Below are 17327 nucleotides of genomic sequence, written 5' to 3'. Positions count from 1 at the left end.
CGGCCACCAGTTCCGGAGGCCATTCACTGGCCGTCCCGAGAGGGCGGATCACCCCCGCCCCAGGCATCTACCTTGGCGCCGAGACCCATCATGCACTAAGACTGAAACCGGACCACCCGATAGGGGCAGGCCAAATCGCGCTCCTTCAATATGCCTATGATCTGTTCTTCGGAAAATCGGTTGCGCTTCATCTCTGGTCCTTCTCGTCGGGCCAGAGCCTAATTCAAACTGGATTAGCTCCAAGGGGCAACGTCACCGCCACCAGCTTCGATAACGCGGGTAGGCCAACCGTTGTCGTCGATTGGAAAAGCGACGTGCAGCCTTCGCCTGCAATGATCGACCATTATCGTGCCCAGGTGGGCGCCTATCTCGACATGACATCGGCCGATCGAGGCATGATCGTGTTTATGACCAGCGGCGAGATTATCGCAGTACCAAGCGGTAGTGGCCACCCTGCTTAGCGAAAACAATATTCCACGCAGAAGGAATTTGCGCTGGATTTCTCGATACCTGGTTGCAAGTATGACTGCTGAGAAGGGGGGAGTGAGTTTGGGCGCCGATCGAAACAACCATATTGGCGAAATCGCTCATCAGGCACTCAATATATTTGAGACTGTGTCTGTGCGAGCTCGCGACGAACTCGCTCGTTTTCGGGGACCAACTGCAGAGAGCTTAGCGCCACTCAACACGCTGACTACCGAAAAGGCGGTGGCCAAGCTCAACGAAATTGGCCGAGAAATGTTGGACGGCCACCAAATCCTCGCTCGTGAGCCTGCGATCGCGCGTGTTGTCGCAATCGATGAGAATGACGTTCAAACGACATATTATATCTCTCGCTTTGCACCGTCTGGCTTAGGCAACGATGGGCTTAAATTCGCGAGCTACAACGCTCGCATCGGTCGCCTCGCATCGTTGCGGCCTGGCGGCTATATCGATGTTCCAGGAGGATCGCTTGAGGTCGTTGATCGAGCGCTCTTCCATGCCGAATCGCTACCTGACGGCTGGGACTCTCGGAATACCGTTTTTGAAGCTGACGGCCAGAAGACTGTCACGGTAGCGTCGCTTCTACGCCTACTTGCTGAGACTGGCGGCTCAAATGATGCGCTCGACGAAATCGAGCGCATTTTGTTCGCTGCTGAAGCTGACGAAAACATCACCGTCGGTCGTAAGCGTGGGATCATCGACAAGATGCAGTTGCGCGATCAGGCGGTGCTTGATGAGTTCCAGGACGAGATTTTCAGGCTGCCGCTAGATTCCCAATTGCTGATCCTAGGGCCGCCGGGAACCGGCAAAACCACGACGCTTATCCGTCGACTCGGTCAGAAGCTCGATCCTCACGGATTGAGCGATGAAGAACAAGAAATGGTAGAAGCCTCGCCCTCCGCACTTCCGCATGGCCAAAGCTGGATCATGTTCACGCCAACGGACCTGCTGGGCCAATACATAAAAGAAGCCTTCAGCCGCAACAATGTCCCCGCCTCCGATCTTCGGATTAAGACATGGACGAGCCATCGTAAGGAGCTATCGCGCAACCACTTCCCTATCTTGCGAACTGCCAACGGCGGTGGCCCATTCATCATGAAAGTCAGCGCCGCCACAATTACTGATTCTGCATATGAACGGCCAATCGATTGGTTTGAACAGTTCTATGCCGAGCAAGATGACGAATTTTGGTCGGGCCTTGATGGCGCTGGCAACGCTCTGGCTGACAGCTCGGATGAGGAAGTGGTCAGACTTGGGGGCCGCTTGTCATCGGCATTAGGGAGTGCCCGCAGCACCTCAAGTGCGAGTGCAATCTACGCGCTCGCCGCCTTGAATGACGATGTTCGCAAGGTGCTCGGTAGGGTCCGCAGTGAGGTTGATAGCGTTTTGAAAGCTGCCTTAACGCGTGCGCAGGCGAAAGCCCGCCAAGGCGGCGATAATTTCTTTGAACAGCTTATTAGTTTCCTCGACAAATTGGATGAGCAAACCGACTCTATCGACGACGATCTCGAAGATGAGGAAGAGGACGAAGAAGAACGGCCTACGAACAAGCCCGCAGCAGCGCAGCGCGCCTACTATGCTGCTCTGCGCTTGCAAGCGAGACGCACGCGTTCGCGGCGCCGCGGTGCGGCCACACGAACATCTGCCGTGCTAGATTGGATCGGCGATCGCGGCCTCAATGAAACGGAGGTTGCGAGTCTCGCCGAGCGCTTAACCGTTCAGCTAGCATTGAACCGTTTCAGCGCGCCCGTTCGCGGTTATCTCAACCGTATCCCTGCACGATACCGCACTTTCCGCCGAGCGGGGCGTGGTGGACAATGGTATTCCGACCAACTTGTTGGTCGGGACATACACCCGCTCGAGGCGGATGTCATAATCCTAGCAATGCTTCGTACCGCGAATTCTTTGCTGACGGACAACCGTATCAAACGAAATATCGAATTTCCTGCCTATGAGGCGCTGAAAGCTGTACGTGAGATTCAACGCAATCAGATCCTGGTCGATGAAGCGCCAGATTTTTCTCCTGTCCAACTTGCTTGCATGCGAGGCTTGGCAATTGCCCCAATCTCTTCGTTCTTCGCGTGCGGAGATTTCAATCAGCGTATTACGGAGTGGGGTAGTCGTTCCGAGGAGAGCCTCCGGTGGGTTGAACCAGGGCTCAAGATTCAGAAAATCTCCATAGCCTATCGTCAGAGCCGCCAACTGAACGATCTAGCAAACGCGCTTGCAGATCCTGCCAGCGCCAATCCTGCTGATGCTGACCTTCCTGTCGATGTAAACAACGATGCAGTGGCACCGGTCATCACCTCAGGTCTGTCAGACCCCGCCGACGTAGCTCAATGGCTTTCTCGCCGACTTTCTGAGATTGAGAGGTCCGTATCACCTCGCCCTTTGCCGTCAATCGCTGTGCTGGTGCATGAGGAAGCTGCCGTTCGACCTCTAGCCGAAGCGTTAAATGAGATATTGGAGGATCAGAATCTCCACGCTGTCGCCTGTGTAGACGGCAAGATTATTGGCCGCGATGACGAGATTCGGGTTTTCGATGTGCGTCACATCAAGGGCCTCGAGTTCGAGGCTGTGTTCTTCGTAGGTGTGGAGGAATTGGCGGAGGCAGAGCCGACGCTGTTCGAGCGCTACCTTTACGTAGGTGCAACAAGGGCAGCCACCTATCTAGGTGTCTGTGCTGGCACCACCGTTCCACCATCGTTGGACCGCCTTCGCGATCACTTTAGCGATCACTGGTAGCGGGTGCTCCTCCCCCCGTGTGTGTGTAGAGAAGCGGCGCTCTGCTCGCAGCGAACCGAAGCTAGTCAATTAGTTACGCCAAAGGCGCGACCCAACATAATTGGATCGAAAATGTCATCGCTCGCCTGGATTGATTTCGATGAAGCTGAACGCCAGCGCGCGCAGCGGATCATGGCGCTATTCCAGGAGCGGGAAACCCGCGACGAACTGGGTCTGGGCGGCATCCGCGATTCGATCGCCGATCACCTTTTCCCGGGCACAAGCACGATCCAAACCCGGCTGCGCTACATGCTGTTCATCCCTTGGCTGTTCCAGATGCTCGAAGGATCATCGGCCGGGGCGGATCAGCTCGCGAGCGAAGCGCGCGCCCTCGAAAACCGGCTCGCCAACGCGCTCAAGGCCGGCGGAGAGTCCAACGGCATCATTGGTAGGGACGCCGGTGCGGACCTCCAGAGACTGCCCAGTTCGGTCTACTGGGCTGGGCTTGGCACATGGGGCATCCGTCTCTTCCCAGGCTCAACCGACAACCTCTTTTCCTCCATGCGCCATCTCCAACGCGCGCGGCCTCGTGTCCGTGAAAGCGAGGATTCAGCGTCCGAGGCCCAAGCCCTTCAGATCTGGACCCCGACGCTGCCAGCGCGTCCCACCGACCTGCTCGACCATACGCAGTTCAAGCTCTCGCTCGATGAGGCCCAGTTCATCATCGACCGGCTCGTTGCCCATCAACCTCACAGCCTCTTGGCGTTTTTGGCGCGAAGCGGGTCCAGCCAAGCTGAATGCGACAACATCTGGGAGCACCCCCATCTTGCCGATTTCCCTGACGACGCCCGCACATTGGTCCGCCATGGCGCGATATTCTCCAGCGTGATGCACGGCGCCTCACTGCTCTACAACTTGCTGCTCAGCCGGCTCCGTGATCGGGCCGAATGGATCGAGAAATACGAGGTCCGGTTTGCCGAATGGCAATCCAGCCTAGACATGGCCGCAATCCGGGCTTGGTCACTGGATGCGTTCTGGGCGGCGATCGATCATCCCGCACACAGCATCCGGCCAGCAGCCAAACGCTTCGTCGCCGAATGGCTTGGCCTGTTGACCGCGGGCAGCGTCCTAGACGGTGCGCTGACACCGGCCGCCCGTCTTGTGCAGGATCGCGAGCGGCGACTGAAAACAAGCCAGTCCCGATTTGCCAACCGAGCCGTGCGAGACCGTTGGACAGGCGCTTCTGGTGTCGAGCCGCTGACCTTCCGATGGGCGCAAGCCAAGTCGCACCTGCGGGATCTTGCCAGTGCTGAATAGAACGACGCTCGATCCGGAAACCCGCGTTCTCTACGGCGACAGCCTGCAGCCCCCTCCGGGCTATGTCTTCGACGCTGCGATCGCGACGACTTTCTCGCTCGATTTCGAAACCGCGCTCGCCGCATCCGTCAGCCTCGCCCTGTTCGCGGCTGAAAATCGTGACGACATTCTTACCCACCCACTGGCGCTGCTCGAAGGTGCCGAGCGGATCGCTGGACGCCTCGTCATCTATGCCGATGCAGGGCATCTACATGCTCAAAGCCGCCCTCATTCACGGCTCTGCTCTCTGCTCGAACGCATCATCGTCGAAGTCGCCGCACCGCGCGGAGGTGCGTTCCATCCCAAGCTCTGGGCTCTCCGCTATCGGCCGACGCGCACCGAAGACCTGACGCTCCTGCGGTTGCTGGTGCTCTCGCGCAACCTTACGCGAGATCGGTCTTGGGACATCTCGCTACGCCTCGATGGCGAGCTGACGCGCCGCCCCGATGCGAACAACCGGCCGCTGTTCGATCTTCTGAGCCGACTGCCAGATCTCGCCGTCGCCGGCATCTCCGACGATGCGCGCGCACTGACCGCAGAGGTTGCCGAAGATATCCGGCGCGCCCGGTGGACCGTGCCCGACCGGTTCGACGAGATCAGCTTCGCGGTCAACGGGTTCGGCGGCAAAATCTGGCAGCCTGCGTCCTGCGCGCGACTGGGCATCATCTCGCCCTTTTGCGATACCAGTGCGCTCAACCTGCTCAGCGGGCTGCCGACAGCAGAAAAGCCCGTCATCATCAGCCGCCCGGATCAATTGGCTTGCGTCGACAGCGCCATACTGGACGGTTTTGAACGCGTTTCCGTCCTTGACGAAATGGCCGCCAGCGAAGACGGCGAGGAGGTCTCCACCAGCGCGCTTCAGGGACTACACGCCAAGGCATTCATCGCCGAGACGGGCTGGGACACGATTCTGACGATTGGGTCTGGCAACGCGACGCGTCCTGCCCTTCTGTCGGGCAACAATGTGGAGCTCTTCGCCTCGCTCAGAGGCAAGCGATCTAAGGTCGGCAGCGTCGAGCAGATCATGGGCGAGAAGGGCTTTGGGCGCCTCACCCGCAACTTCGTTACCAGCGAGCTTGACCCCATTGATCCCGCCACCATCGCCGCAGAGGCCCGGCTCAACGACGCACGCCGCGCCTTGTGCCGTGGTGGATTGCGCCTGCGCTGTGAGCGGATCGAGAGCATTGACGGCGATGCGCACCCGTGGCGCGTCTGGCTCATTCCCACGGAGCCGTTGCCGCTTGTCGGCATCGCCTCGCTGCAGGTTTGGCCCATCACCCGAGGAGATGGCCATGCCAGCGATGTGCTGGATGCCCTTCGCGCAGGAACGGCCGTCGATCTCGGTGCCATGCCGATCGTCGACCTCACCCGCTTTCTGGCCTTTCGGTTGACCTCAGACGGTGCCCAGGTGTCAGCCCTGTTCAGCACCAGTCTGGTGATGGAAGGCCTTCCGCCCGAACGCCATGCCGCGATCCTTCGCTGGGTGATCGACAGCCGAGATGCGTTCTTTCGCTATCTGCGGCTCCTGTTGTCAGAACTCGGCGATCCATTCGGCGCGGCTTTGGCGGCGCTGGAAGGTTCCGGCAGCATGGCTTGGGCCAGTGCCGCCGACGACGCACCGCTCTTGGAAGATATGGTTCGCGCCTTGTGTCGTGGAGGCGAAAGACTTCAGGCAATCGAACGCCTGATGACGCGATTGGAGGCTTGCAACGATACCGGCGCCGATCCGATACCCAGCGATTTCCGAACCCTTTGGGATGCTTTCCGCATTGCCCTCCAAGATCAGGGCCTCAGCCATGACGGATAACCGGTTTGAAGCCGAAGCTTCCCTCGCTCCGCTGAAAGCTTTTCAGCGTCGTACAGTCGATTATGTGTTTGACCGGCTTTACGGCGACCAGGATCCCGTCAGGCAATTCCTTGTCGCGGACGAAGTGGGCCTTGGCAAAACCATGGTCGCGCGCGGCGTCATCGCCCGCACCATCGAGAAACTTTGGGACAGCACAGATCGGATCGATATCCTCTACATCTGTTCCAATCAGGCGATTGCGGCTCAGAACATCAATCGCCTCAATGTGCTTGGCCGACGCGAGCTGGCGTTACCGACCCGCATGACCCTTATACCGCTCCAGGTCCGGGGCGATCAGGGGCTCGACGCCAACAAGGTCAACTTCATCAGCCTGACACCAGGCACGACCTTTGACCTACGCTCGACCACAGGCGTTACACAGGAACGCGCCTTGCTGCTGCGGATGCTCGAAGACCGGGTGTCGCGGCCGCGCGGCTTGCACAATCTGCTTCAGGTGTCCGCCGGTGTTGATGGCTGGAATGGCGCCGTCCGCGAGTTGTCCCTGGATGGTGTCGATCAACGGATCATCGATCGCTTCCGCCGCGACGTCGAAAAAGACGCCGAGCTGTTCACGGAGTTGGAGGCGGTCTGCGACCTCTTCCCACGTCGCCGTGACACCTATCCTCAAGAGCTGAACCAGCGGCGCAATGCCTTGGTCGGCCGCCTTCGCGGCAAACTCTCGCACGCCTGCATCGACGCCCTGAAACCCGACCTCATCATCATGGATGAGTTTCAACGGTTCCGCGACTTGCTCCACGGCGAAACCCCGGCTGCTGACCTGGCGCGCGAGCTGTTCGACTACTCGGACGGCAAGGATCATGCCGCGCGTACGCTTCTGCTCTCCGCCACACCCTACCGGATGCTGACCTTGTCCGGTGACGAACCCGACGACGGCGAACATTACCGAGATTTTCTGGAGACCTTGTCCTTCCTCTACGGTCGGACCAACGGTCCCGACGTGGCCAAGGCGCTGAAACGCGAAATGCGCGAGTTTCGCGGCTTCCTTCATGCGCTGCCCGGCGCGCGCAACGAGGCCATCGGCGCGCGCCATGTCGTCGAGGACCGGCTGCGCAAGGTAATGGCGCGCACCGAACGCGTGGCCAGCACCATCGAGCGCGACTCAATGGTGAGCGAGCCGCCGATGGCCATCACGATCCTGCCGTCTGATCTGCGCCAGGCCGCAGCAGTATCGGACGTTGCGCGCGCCCTCGATGCGCCTGAGATCACCGAATACTGGAAGTCCGCGCCCTACCTCCTCAACTTCATGCGCGACTATGCGCTCAAGCGGCTATTGAAAGATCAGCTCGACAAGCCGGCGCCCAATCTGTGCGCGGCGCTCGATCGCGCACGGCCTGCCATGCTCGATCGCGACCGGCTTGACGCCTACGAGCCGCTCGAACCCGCTAACGGTCGGATGCGCGGCGTCATGGAAGACGTGTTCGGCGATGGTCTCGATCAACATCTGTGGATCCCGCCATCCCTACCCTATTACGGTCCCGAGCGATCCGGGCCGCCGCTGACCAAGGCGCTGATCTTCTCATCCTGGTCGATGGTGCCCGATGCGATCGCGTCAATCCTGTCCTACGAGGCCGAACGCCGTATGGGCGTCGGCGCTTCGGGGCAGCGATATTTCGGTCATGTTCGCCCACGTCCCATCCAGTTCCGGCAGAACCAAGGGCGGCTTGTCGCCATGCGGGCAATGCACCTGGTCTATCCGTCGCCGACCTTGGCGCGCCTTGCCGACCCTCTTGCGATCTTTGGAGCGTCGAACGAAGTCCTGTCGGTCGACGCCATGCGTAAAGCCGTCGCCGAGCGCTTGCGCGAGAGCGTCGCCGCGCTCGCCGAGCGGTCAAGCGACACCGCAGATGGCCGCGATTGGGAATGGGCTGCCCCGGCCGTCATCGACGCCATGGCAAAAGCCAGCTCCGTCGCCTGGGTCAACTCGCCTTACGGCTTCGCCCTCCTCGGCAACGAAGAGGGTTTCAAGGAGCATGTCGCCGAACTGCGGACTGTGACGACCGAACGCACCTTTGGACCCATACCGGACACGCTGATTGACCTCCTTGTAGATGTCGCTCTCGGCAGCCCCGCAGTCTGTGCGCTGCGCGCCCTGCACCGGATCGCGCCCGATCTCGCTTGGGACGATCATCGACTGCTGAAGGCGGCGAACCAGATCTCCTGGGGTTTCCGCACGCTTTTCAACCAGCACGACGCCGTCGCCCTCCTCCGCAAGGACGACGATGACCGCTATTGGCGCCAGGTGCTGACCTACGGCGTTGAGCATAACCTTCAGGCCGTTCTCGACGAGTACGTCCACTATCTGCTCGACGCCGAGGGCTTGGGCGCCAAGCCAGCCGTTGATCGTATCGCTGGAATCAGCAAGGCGATCTCGGAGCCGTTGGCCATTCGTCCCTCGCAGATCGATGTCGAGGATCCAACGGTCGACGGTAAGAAGCTGGTGATCAACAAGTTCCAGATGCGCGGGCGCTTCGCCATGCGCCTGGCCGACTGCAAGGACGAGGAAGGCGGCGCCGCACGCCTCTCCAGCGTTCGCGACGCCTTCAACTCACCGTTCCGACCCTTCGCGCTGGCCACGACCTCCATCGGACAAGAAGGCCTCGACTTTCACCCTTATTGCTATCGGCTCTATCACTGGAACTTGCCCGGAAATCCCGTCGATCTCGAGCAGCGCGAGGGGCGTGTCCACCGCTTCAAGGGTCACGCCATCCGCCTCAATCTGGCGCATCGGCAGGTCGACGTGGTGCGTGGGCGCGAGACAGATCACGATGATCCTTGGCAGATCATGTTCGACGCAGCTCGCGCTGAGACCGAGAATGACTCTGACCTCATTCCCTGCTGGATCTACGAAGGTCCGGTGAAGGTCGAACGCCGCGTGCCCATGCTCCCGTTCAGCCGCGAGGTCCGACGACTCGAATGGCTCAAGCGGAGCTTGACCGTCTATCGCCTCGCGTTCGGGCAACCGCGTCAGGAAGACCTACTGGAGTATCTTCACAGCCTCATGGGAACCGCCATGGCGGCAGATGATCTCGACGACCTGCAGATCCGACTCCAACCGTAACGTCGCGCCACTCAGTCGCCTTCAGCTGCAAGTGCCGTGCAGCGTTCCCCGACCAACGCGATCACCTTGTCCTGCGCTGTTTTGGCGGCCTCAGCCTCGGCCGAGAAGGCAGGTAGCTGAAGCCCCTGCGCCCGGTCGGCCACACGCGCGGTCAGGTCCGCAATCGCAGTCTCGGCATCTCCGGCGGATACGCCGATTGTCCGCGCCAGCGCGAGGAAGTCCTGGCGCGTCAGGCGGTCATCCTTGCCGTTGAGCTTGAGCGCCATGCGATCGCCCCCCAGACCTGGGAAGACGCGCGTGGTGACGGCGTCGTACAGCGGCGCAAAGCGCACGCTCGTGAAGGCCTTGGCATCCACCTCGGCGACTTTGAGCACAGCGAGGTTCTTGAGGTGCATATCGCCATCGGCGATGAGCCAGGCGAACACGGCCCGGCGGAACAGGATATCGAGATCGCCGGCCGGATCGGTCGACAGCGGTCGTAGGCCGCGTGCCATCCGCTCGATCGTTCCGTCGTATTTGGCGGATGCGGGAAGGTCCAGAATGGAGCAAAAGTCCTCCATCGCCAGACGCCGCTGATCCGCAGGCCCGCGACGGATATCAAACCGCTCGACGACCAGTGCAGGCGACATGCCATCCGGCATTTCCAGCAGCGCGGCATCGGGCACATCGAACCCGGCCGAGCGGCCAAGCTCCAGGCAAAGCCACTCGACGACCGGCAACGTCTCGAAGCCCGCCGTGCCAGCGGGCTTGAGGATATGGCTGAACGGCTGATCGATGGCCGGAACGAGGGCGCCATCAGGCATCAGGCTCATCGGCGCCTTGATCTGGACGCCCGACAGGCGCGGTGTTTCCGCGCGCGCGAAGATGCGCGCCAGATTTTGCTCGAAGGTCTCCTCGATCTCGCCCCGCGCCGGACCTGCGTAGCGGCCCGTGAAGCGACCGGCGTCGATGTATCCAGCCAGTGTTGTCGTGAGAATGTCGGCAGGCAGTGCAGCCAGTTCCTCTCGCCCCTCGACGATGACGATGTTCGACATATATCGCCGTCCGCGCCGAAGCGCCTCGCGTTCATCGCGTTCATGGAGAACCTGCGCCAACCAGCCCTCGGGCAGCAGCGATTCAATAAAGGCCGGCAGCTTGCCCGGCGTGGTTTCGCGCACGAGGGCCGGTCCCGCTCGACGCCCCGGCTTCCAGCGCCATTCGAATCCATCGTGGGTCAGCCGGCCGAGCGGTTCACCGTGCCAGGCGACGATGAGATCGAGCGCCGCCTTGTTGACCGGCGCCTTGGCGACGCCCGGCTGTGCCAGCAGGAAGCGTTCGGCGCCTTCGCCTTCGCGATACCATTCATTCTCACGCGCCAGCACCCAGACGGCGTCGGCCGCGGCTTGGGGCGTCCCATGCTCCTCCACCAGACGCGCCGCCATCTGCGCACGCATGTCGGCGGTAACCGCGCTCGCATGTTCGCTGCGCAGGCGGAACGCTTCGAGAAAGCGCTGGCGCGGTGATGATGCATCGATGCGTAATTCGCCCAGGTCGTCACCGATGACAGCGATCGCCGTCGATGGATGCTTCGGCGCTTCGTTCTGGATAATCTCGAGCGTCCGCAACCGCGTGCGCTGGTTGCGGCGGCCGCTGATAAACAGCCGCCCATCGGGCATCGGCGCGAGTAGCGCTGCACTCGCCGACGACAGATAGGCGTTGGGATAGAGATAGTGTGCAATCCGGACCGCATGACCGAGGATCGTCGCCTCGATATCCCCTTGGTCGTCGACGTAAACCCCGCGCACGAGCTGGATCAACTCACCGGCCTGCGCGCGCTGATGCGCGCGCTTGGCGTCAATTGTCTCACCGACCAAATGAAGAGCCATAGGATTATCTCGCATCTCAGATGCGCGTTAATCCCACCATCCGGCTTCGCGTGCAAGAATTATCGCGCATCTGAGATGCGCGATAATTCCGACATAAAGAGCAATTGGAGCGCACCGACCCGGAATGATCGGCGCGCTCCAGAACAGTCATGCCGCGAACGGCACGCAGCCAGCCCTATGACGACTGGCCTAGCGGGCTCCGAGCGGGTTCGCCGCCATCCCCGCCACCGCCCTTGATCCGCCCCTCGCGGCGGCTTCTCCGACGGTTCCGGCGCTTCTGGGTCCCGGTCCCCAAGCTTGAACTGTCAGGGAGTCATCGATTGATCGAGCGAGATGGCCTGCACGATGGCGCGGAAATTCTCCAGAAATTCGGGGGGCCGCCCTGCCAGAAATCCCTCGATCTCAGGCATCGCCAGCAAGCGCTCGATAAAGCCGGACGCCACGACCAAGACCAGCAAGTCGTCGCCATAGGAGACCTCAAGCTCCTTATAGTCCTCACTCACCGACGCCATCTCCCGTTCGAGACGCCCCATCTGCTCGGCCGACAACCCCGTAGCCTTCTTGAGTTCGTCCGGCTTGTGCAGATCCGACGGCTTCGAGGTCGCCAGGAGCGCCTTGGCATAACTGACCGTATAATTGTTCGCCGACACCATCAGTTCGGCCACCTCGAGCTGACGGATCGGCTTCATCTTGCGCAGCTTCTGGAAGGCGTGGTGCCCAACCGGCTTGTCCTTCAGCAGCTCGGCGACATCCCCGCTGATCCCTGCCAGCAGATGGCGGCACTGGCGGATCACCTTCACGTCGACATTGAGCGCGCGCGCCAGCTTTTCCTCCGACACCCCACGATCAAGCGCGCGCACGATCATGTAGTGTTCCTGAATCGTCGCCAACCGGTTGACCCGCTTATTGTAGGTGAAGGACTCGTCATCGTCGGCGACAACGCAAGGGGCCTCGGTCGCACCAAGAAACCGAAGGGCATCCAGCCGCATGTGTCCGTCGAGGAGAAGGTAGCTGCCGCCTTTCTGGCGCGCGATCGACAGCAGCTCGATCAGCCCGACTTCCGCAACAGATGCTGCGATCCGGCGATATTTGACGGACACACGCACCCCTGCCGGCAGCGCCTTGGTCGCCAAGAGCTCACCGATCGGGAGGGCTAGGATCTTGCGCTCGAAGGAGATTTTGACCGTATCGAACATCTTACGCCTTCGTCGGTCCAATCCGTTCGGCCAGTGCGCGCGGCAAGGTGCTCAACCCCTCCGCCCGCAGCAGCGTCACGAAATGATCGTCGGCCAGCAGACGCCGCATGGCGTTGGCCACGAACAGCAACCGGCTGCGCGCCAAGGAGGCGCGCTTGATCAGCAGCTTCTGCCGCTACGTTTCGCGTTGATAGGCGCGGATCAGGCTCTCCGATGTGACAGGCTTTTGGGTGCGACCAACCCGCGATCCGCGCTTATGCAGCTGCTTGCCGCTGGTGTTGCACTGTTCGATGATCTGCCGGATCGCGAGCACCTGATTGCCCGGGATCGACTTTTCCTCATAGGCCTGCGCCAACGCCTGCTGAACCTCGCCTTCCTTGGCGCGGGCGATCTCCATGGCGATCGAATGCGGGATGACGCCGCGCTCGACCGCCGCGATCAGCTTTTCCTCGCCATTGTCGAGCAACAGGCAGATCGCACTGACATATTCGACCGAGAAATCGACCTTGGCGGCGATCTCCGGGTGCGAATAGCCCCGGGCGCTCAGCGCGCCGATGGCGTGAACCAGTTCCAATGGGCTGTGCTGGCGCCGCGCAAGGTTCTCGACCAAGCTCATCACGTAACAATCTTCCTCGGCCGCATCGATCACGATGGCTGGGATTGCGGTCTGACCAAGTGCGATGAAGGCCTCGAGGCGACCCTGACCGCACACCAGGTCAAACCGCGTCTTTCCGGGTCGCTGGCTGACCGTGATCGGCTTCTTCAGCCCGAGATGGGCAATGCTATTCACCAGCTCTTGGAAGATCCGCTTGTTGCGTACCCGCGGGTTGAGAATGGTGATCAGATCGACCGGCACCGAGCGGATTTCGGGGAGCGGTGCGCTCATGCGGCAACCTTCAGCGGCACGCGGCGCGTCAGATCGAAAAACGCCTCCAAGGTATCGAAGCGGTAGGCATCGAGCAGGATGCCGTTCTCTAGTGCGAGCCTCAGATTCGGCGTGGCGCCGACGTCCAGCCATGGCAGCAAGTAGTAGTCGTGTATGGCGGCATTATCTTCCTGCATCCGGGCCACGATGGTGATGCTGGGCCTCAACCCGCTGTCGAAGCGCACCTTCCAGCGCAGCCCGCCGGCAGGGCTGATGTGGCACCGAGAGATCACCAGCGAGGCCGTGAACTCGTCATTGATATGCAGTAGGTCGGTGACGGGGTCGCGGTGCACCGTGCCGCCGGCCGCGCCAATGTCGGCGATGACCTGTGCCACGACATCGGGATGCAGTGTCCGCAGCGTTCGATTGGTCTCGATGTAGCGATAATCCCGCGAGGGGGCGTACCCAACAAGCTGATAGGCACGCACCAGGCTTCCGAAGCGGTGTCGGAACGTCGAGCTGGACGGCATGTCCTCGACCTCGTCGATCACAAGGCCCGACAACCAGCCCTTCTCGACGAGCAAAGCAGACAGCCGACCAAGAAGCTCCTCGTCGGTGAAGCGGCGGCTGCGCTCTTGGATAATCCGCTGGGCCGCCTCGAAAGCCCCATCGCCCCGGCCCCACATATCGGGCGTGTTCACCACCCGCTTCGCCTTCAGCTTGAAGGACGCCCGATTGTAGACGTTGTTGCCGATGTACTTTTCATTGGTCAGCACTTGGTGAACGGTTCCGCGCGTCTATGGCCGACCAAGATCGGTGAGGATGCCCTCATCATTGAGGGCTGCGGCGATCTCCGTTTCGGTGCGGCGCTGGACGACGAACATCCGGTAGAGACGCCGGACCACCTCGATCTCTTCAGGTGGCCCCGGCCTGAGCACGACCCGGTCCGTTTGCAGGCTCTTCTGCTCTCCATGATTGAGGACCGCTTTGGGCTGGCGATGCTCATCTACGAGATAGCGGCGTAGGCCAACCGGCCCCAGCGGCTCACGTCATAGACTAGGATCGCCTTGAAGTCGGTCTGACCGCCTCGCACGTCGGCGATGAGCGCTGAAGCGATAGCCGACCATCGAGCCGAAGGCCGCTCTTGCCCGATTCCTCGTAGATCTTCACGATCTCGAAGCCACGCCGAGCGGCGTATTGGGCGATGATTTTGGCCTGGTTCTCGGTCGAATATTTCTGATGCTCCGTCGACATACGGACATACTGCGCGGCGCGCACCGTAGGTCGCGGCGATACTTCAGAAATGACCGACTCCGATAAGTTCATCACACAGGTTGCTTTCGTTTAGGCTCCGAGCGGACAGGTTTGACTTCCCACCAAATCTATTGGGAGTCAGGACGAATGTCGTTCTCCGAGAAAGACCGAAAACTTCAGTCGAAAACTGGAAACTCTTTTCCGTCGCCCCAGCCAAACGAGCCGCTCGCCGCGGCGATCGCCGCAGCGCTGAAGGCGGAATTCGGCACCCCCCCCTCCGCCCACAAGACCGTGGCGCAGCTCACGCGCTCAAACGAGCGCGCGGTTCGGAATTGGCTCGAGGGCAAGAACAGCCCCAGCGGGGAGAACCTGGTAATCCTGATGCGACACTCTGATCTCGTCCTCCGCACGATGCTCAGCCTGGCGGATCGGCAAGACTTGGTATTGGCGATCGGTCTGGCGAGCCTGCGACGACAGCTTGTTGACGCCGTGGCGGCGATCGACGAACTGCCCCTCGCGCCTGACTAACGGCTACCGGACGACAAGCACGACCCCGCCGATTTGCACGCCATTGCCGCCGCGAGCCCTACGCCGGAGCGTTCGCTCTTTTCATGTCGGGTCTATCGGCTCCAATCGGCATCAGACGTCAATCTCGTTGGAGTAGAGTTATGTCGACGAAATCTGAGGCCCTCAAAAAGCGGATGATCCGCCGCCATGAGCTTCGGCAGATCGTACCGCTGGCCGACACCACCATCTATGAGATGGAACAGCGCGGCGAATTCCCTCGTCGCTTTGCGCTCACCCCGCGCTGCGTGGTGTGGGATCTGGCCGAGGTCGAAGCCTGGCTGACCGAGCGCCTGGCGACAGCCCGGCGATCACCCATCGACCGGGCGCCGCATCCCGATGTACGCAAGCGCAAGGCGCGTCCCGTCAAAGCGCCGGATCAGGCGCGAGCCTAGGCATCGATGGCGGAATCAGGACCGGCACGCGCTTCTGCCCCGCCACCCAGGCATCGATGATATCAGACCCATTCCTGCATCATGTGCCGCCGCTGATGCTCGTACTCCGCCTTGTTGTAGACTCCCCGCGAGGACCGCCCATCTTCATGGGCCAGGCACTTTTCGATCCAGTCACTGTTGAACCCCAGTTCGTTGAGCAGGGTCAATCCGGTCCGGCGCAAGTCATGTACCGTGAACGGCTCCAGCGGTAAGCCTTCCTTCTTCGCGCGCTCAACGACGGCATAGGTGACGCGGTTGAAGGTCGCCCGGGACATCGGCGCATCCGCATCATACCGAGACGGCAGAAGGTAGCGCGAGTTGCCCGCGCAGGTCTTCAACGCGATCATGATGTCGAGGCATTGCTGCCAGAGATAGACGTTATGCGCCTTGGATCGCTCCATGCGCTCCTTGGGGCTCGTCCACACAGCATTCTCGAAATCGACCTCGTCCCAAGACCGCATCCTGCAGCTCGCTCTTGCGCACCATTGTCAGCAGGAAGAGGCGCATCCCGAGTCGGATCGTTGGCAGCGTCGCCACATGGTCGAGCTGCTTGAGCATCACGCGAATTCCCGTCGGCGACAGCGACCGATCCTTTGGAACGAACGTCGCGATCGAGGCGGGGCCGACATCATCGGCCGGATTGGCGACCTTCTCGCGGTGCAAGATCGCAAACCCGTAGATCTGCTTGAGGATGTCGCGGACATGGATCGCAGTCGCCGGAGCGCCGCGATCGACGATCTTACCGCAGTGGGCGCGCAGGTCGTCCGGCGTGATTTCTATCAGCAGCCGATTCTTCCAGACTAGCAGAAGCTCTCGTTCGAAAATCGAACGCCGCATCGCGCGGGTGCTGTCCGCCATCGGTGCCTTCACCAACCAGCGCTCACCAAACTCACCGAAGCTCTTGGCCTCCTTGATCCGGCGTTTGTCGCGTTGCTTTTCCTGAGCCGGGGACCTGCCTTCAAAGACTGCACGCTTGGCGTCGATCGTCGCTTCACGAGCTCGCGCGAGCGACAAGCCGGAGGGACCGTACTTCCCGAGCGTGAGCGTCTCGCGCCGCCCATGCAGCCGGTAGTCCAGCCGAAACGTCAGCGTCCCGGAGGTTGAGACCTGCACATAAAGGCCGTCACGGTCCGTGACCTTGTAGGCTTTTTTGCGTGGTTTCAGGTTCTTAAGGGCAACATCGGTGAGTATACCGACCTCCTCTACGCAAAATACCGTCAGGCGATTTTTGGCCATTTTCGCCAACTTTATCACTTGATTTACAATGGTTTAGTGCGGAAAAAATACCGTCACTGGCTTCAATACCTCTGACGGTATCGCTGGATTGGGCCAAGTGCAAGTTTGCCGGATACCGTCACGCATGACTCCAGAACCAACCGCTGCTCCGCGATTGATCCCGATAGATAACGTGAGATAATCTTTTTATTTCAATGCGTTGATAGAACAATGCCGATTGGTCGCGATAGCCCAAAATGGCCCCGAATCATTCCCACTCAATTGTTCCCGGGGGCTTGGAGGTGATGTCGTAGGTGACGCGGTTGATGCCCTCGACCTCGTTGATGATCCGCGTTGCGGTCTCGCCGAGGAACTCGTGGGTGAAGGGATAATAGTCCGCCGTCATGCCGTCGACAGACGTCACCGCGCGCAGCGCGCAGGCGTAG

Annotated in this window: 14 protein-coding genes and 2 pseudogenes; 7 read left to right on the top strand and 9 right to left on the bottom strand. The window is 61.0% G+C overall.

Going from position 1 to position 17327, the window contains the following annotated elements; genetic code table 11:
• The 5 genes from ACN0X0_RS21470 to ACN0X0_RS21450 all read left to right on the top strand — a co-directional run.
• On the top strand, positions 1–461 hold a 461-nt coding region (locus ACN0X0_RS21470; protein ID WP_417280898.1), incomplete at its 5' end, for a hypothetical protein.
• Positions 462–522: 61 nt separating this feature from the next.
• Complete coding sequence (locus ACN0X0_RS21465; protein WP_417280897.1) at positions 523–3228, top strand: ATP-binding domain-containing protein; 2706 nt, start codon at positions 523–525, stop codon at positions 3226–3228.
• A gap of 111 nt (positions 3229–3339) precedes the next feature.
• A complete protein-coding gene (locus ACN0X0_RS21460; RefSeq protein ID WP_417280896.1) occupies positions 3340–4524 on the top strand; it encodes a DUF6361 family protein in 1185 nt (394 codons plus the stop codon).
• The gene (locus tag ACN0X0_RS21455) at positions 4514–6370 is read left to right on the top strand and encodes a hypothetical protein (RefSeq protein ID WP_417280895.1); all 1857 of its coding nucleotides are present in this window, start codon (positions 4514–4516) and stop codon (positions 6368–6370) included. Before ACN0X0_RS21460 ends, ACN0X0_RS21455 begins: the two co-directional genes overlap by 11 nt.
• A complete protein-coding gene (locus ACN0X0_RS21450; protein WP_417280894.1) occupies positions 6360–9488 on the top strand; it encodes a DEAD/DEAH box helicase in 3129 nt (1042 codons plus the stop codon). Before ACN0X0_RS21455 ends, ACN0X0_RS21450 begins: the two co-directional genes overlap by 11 nt.
• A gap of 11 nt (positions 9489–9499) precedes the next feature.
• Here ACN0X0_RS21450 and ACN0X0_RS21445 read toward each other — a convergent pair whose 3' ends face one another.
• The 7 genes from ACN0X0_RS21445 to ACN0X0_RS21415 form a co-directional block, all read right to left on the bottom strand.
• Positions 9500–11353 carry a type II toxin-antitoxin system HipA family toxin gene (locus tag ACN0X0_RS21445; RefSeq protein ID WP_417280893.1) on the bottom strand — a complete coding sequence of 618 codons (1854 nt, stop codon included), beginning with the start codon at positions 11351–11353 and terminating at the stop codon, positions 9500–9502.
• Between the two features lie 305 nt (positions 11354–11658).
• Positions 11659–12549, bottom strand: a complete 891-nt coding sequence (locus ACN0X0_RS21440; RefSeq protein WP_417280892.1) for a plasmid partitioning protein RepB C-terminal domain-containing protein — start codon at positions 12547–12549, stop codon at positions 11659–11661.
• 1 nt (position 12550) lies between these two features.
• Entirely contained in the window at positions 12551–12694 is a 144-nt protein-coding gene (locus tag ACN0X0_RS21435) for a hypothetical protein (RefSeq protein WP_417280891.1), read from the bottom strand.
• A gap of 30 nt (positions 12695–12724) precedes the next feature.
• Positions 12725–13435, bottom strand: a complete 711-nt coding sequence (locus ACN0X0_RS21430) for a plasmid partitioning protein RepB C-terminal domain-containing protein (protein WP_417280890.1) — start codon at positions 13433–13435, stop codon at positions 12725–12727.
• Positions 13432–14190 carry a hypothetical protein gene (locus ACN0X0_RS21425; RefSeq protein ID WP_417280889.1) on the bottom strand — a complete coding sequence of 253 codons (759 nt, stop codon included), beginning with the start codon at positions 14188–14190 and terminating at the stop codon, positions 13432–13434. The genes ACN0X0_RS21430 and ACN0X0_RS21425 overlap by 4 nt, the downstream gene beginning before the upstream one ends.
• Before the next feature lie 21 nt (positions 14191–14211).
• Positions 14212–14352 (bottom strand): recombinase family protein, encoded by a 141-nt coding sequence (locus ACN0X0_RS21420; RefSeq protein WP_417280888.1) that lies wholly within the window; start codon positions 14350–14352, stop codon positions 14212–14214.
• A 118-nt stretch (positions 14353–14470) separates the two neighbouring features.
• On the bottom strand, positions 14471–14668 hold the full coding sequence (locus ACN0X0_RS21415; RefSeq protein WP_417280899.1) for a recombinase family protein: 198 nt from the start codon (positions 14666–14668) through the stop codon (positions 14471–14473).
• Positions 14669–14815: 147 nt separating this feature from the next.
• Here ACN0X0_RS21415 and ACN0X0_RS21410 point away from each other — a divergent pair, with 147 nt between their 5' ends.
• Complete coding sequence (locus ACN0X0_RS21410) at positions 14816–15196, top strand: hypothetical protein (protein WP_417280887.1); 381 nt, start codon at positions 14816–14818, stop codon at positions 15194–15196.
• Between the two features lie 140 nt (positions 15197–15336).
• Positions 15337–15627 (top strand): helix-turn-helix transcriptional regulator, encoded by a 291-nt coding sequence (locus ACN0X0_RS21405; RefSeq protein WP_091738346.1) that lies wholly within the window; start codon positions 15337–15339, stop codon positions 15625–15627.
• Here ACN0X0_RS21405 and ACN0X0_RS21400 read toward each other — a convergent pair.
• Both ACN0X0_RS21400 and ACN0X0_RS21395 read right to left on the bottom strand, forming a co-directional pair.
• Positions 15599–16857: pseudogene (locus ACN0X0_RS21400) on the bottom strand (tyrosine-type recombinase/integrase). The gene ACN0X0_RS21405 and the pseudogene ACN0X0_RS21400 sit on opposite strands and share 29 nt — an antisense overlap.
• A gap of 292 nt (positions 16858–17149) precedes the next feature.
• Positions 17150–17327, bottom strand: a pseudogene (locus tag ACN0X0_RS21395) (GMP synthase (glutamine-hydrolyzing)); the annotation flags it as partial.

This window comes from Celeribacter sp. (assembly GCF_048270365.1).
GTDB lineage: Bacteria > Pseudomonadota > Alphaproteobacteria > Rhodobacterales > Rhodobacteraceae > Celeribacter.
This window is presented reverse-complemented; position numbering and strand designations above follow the sequence as displayed.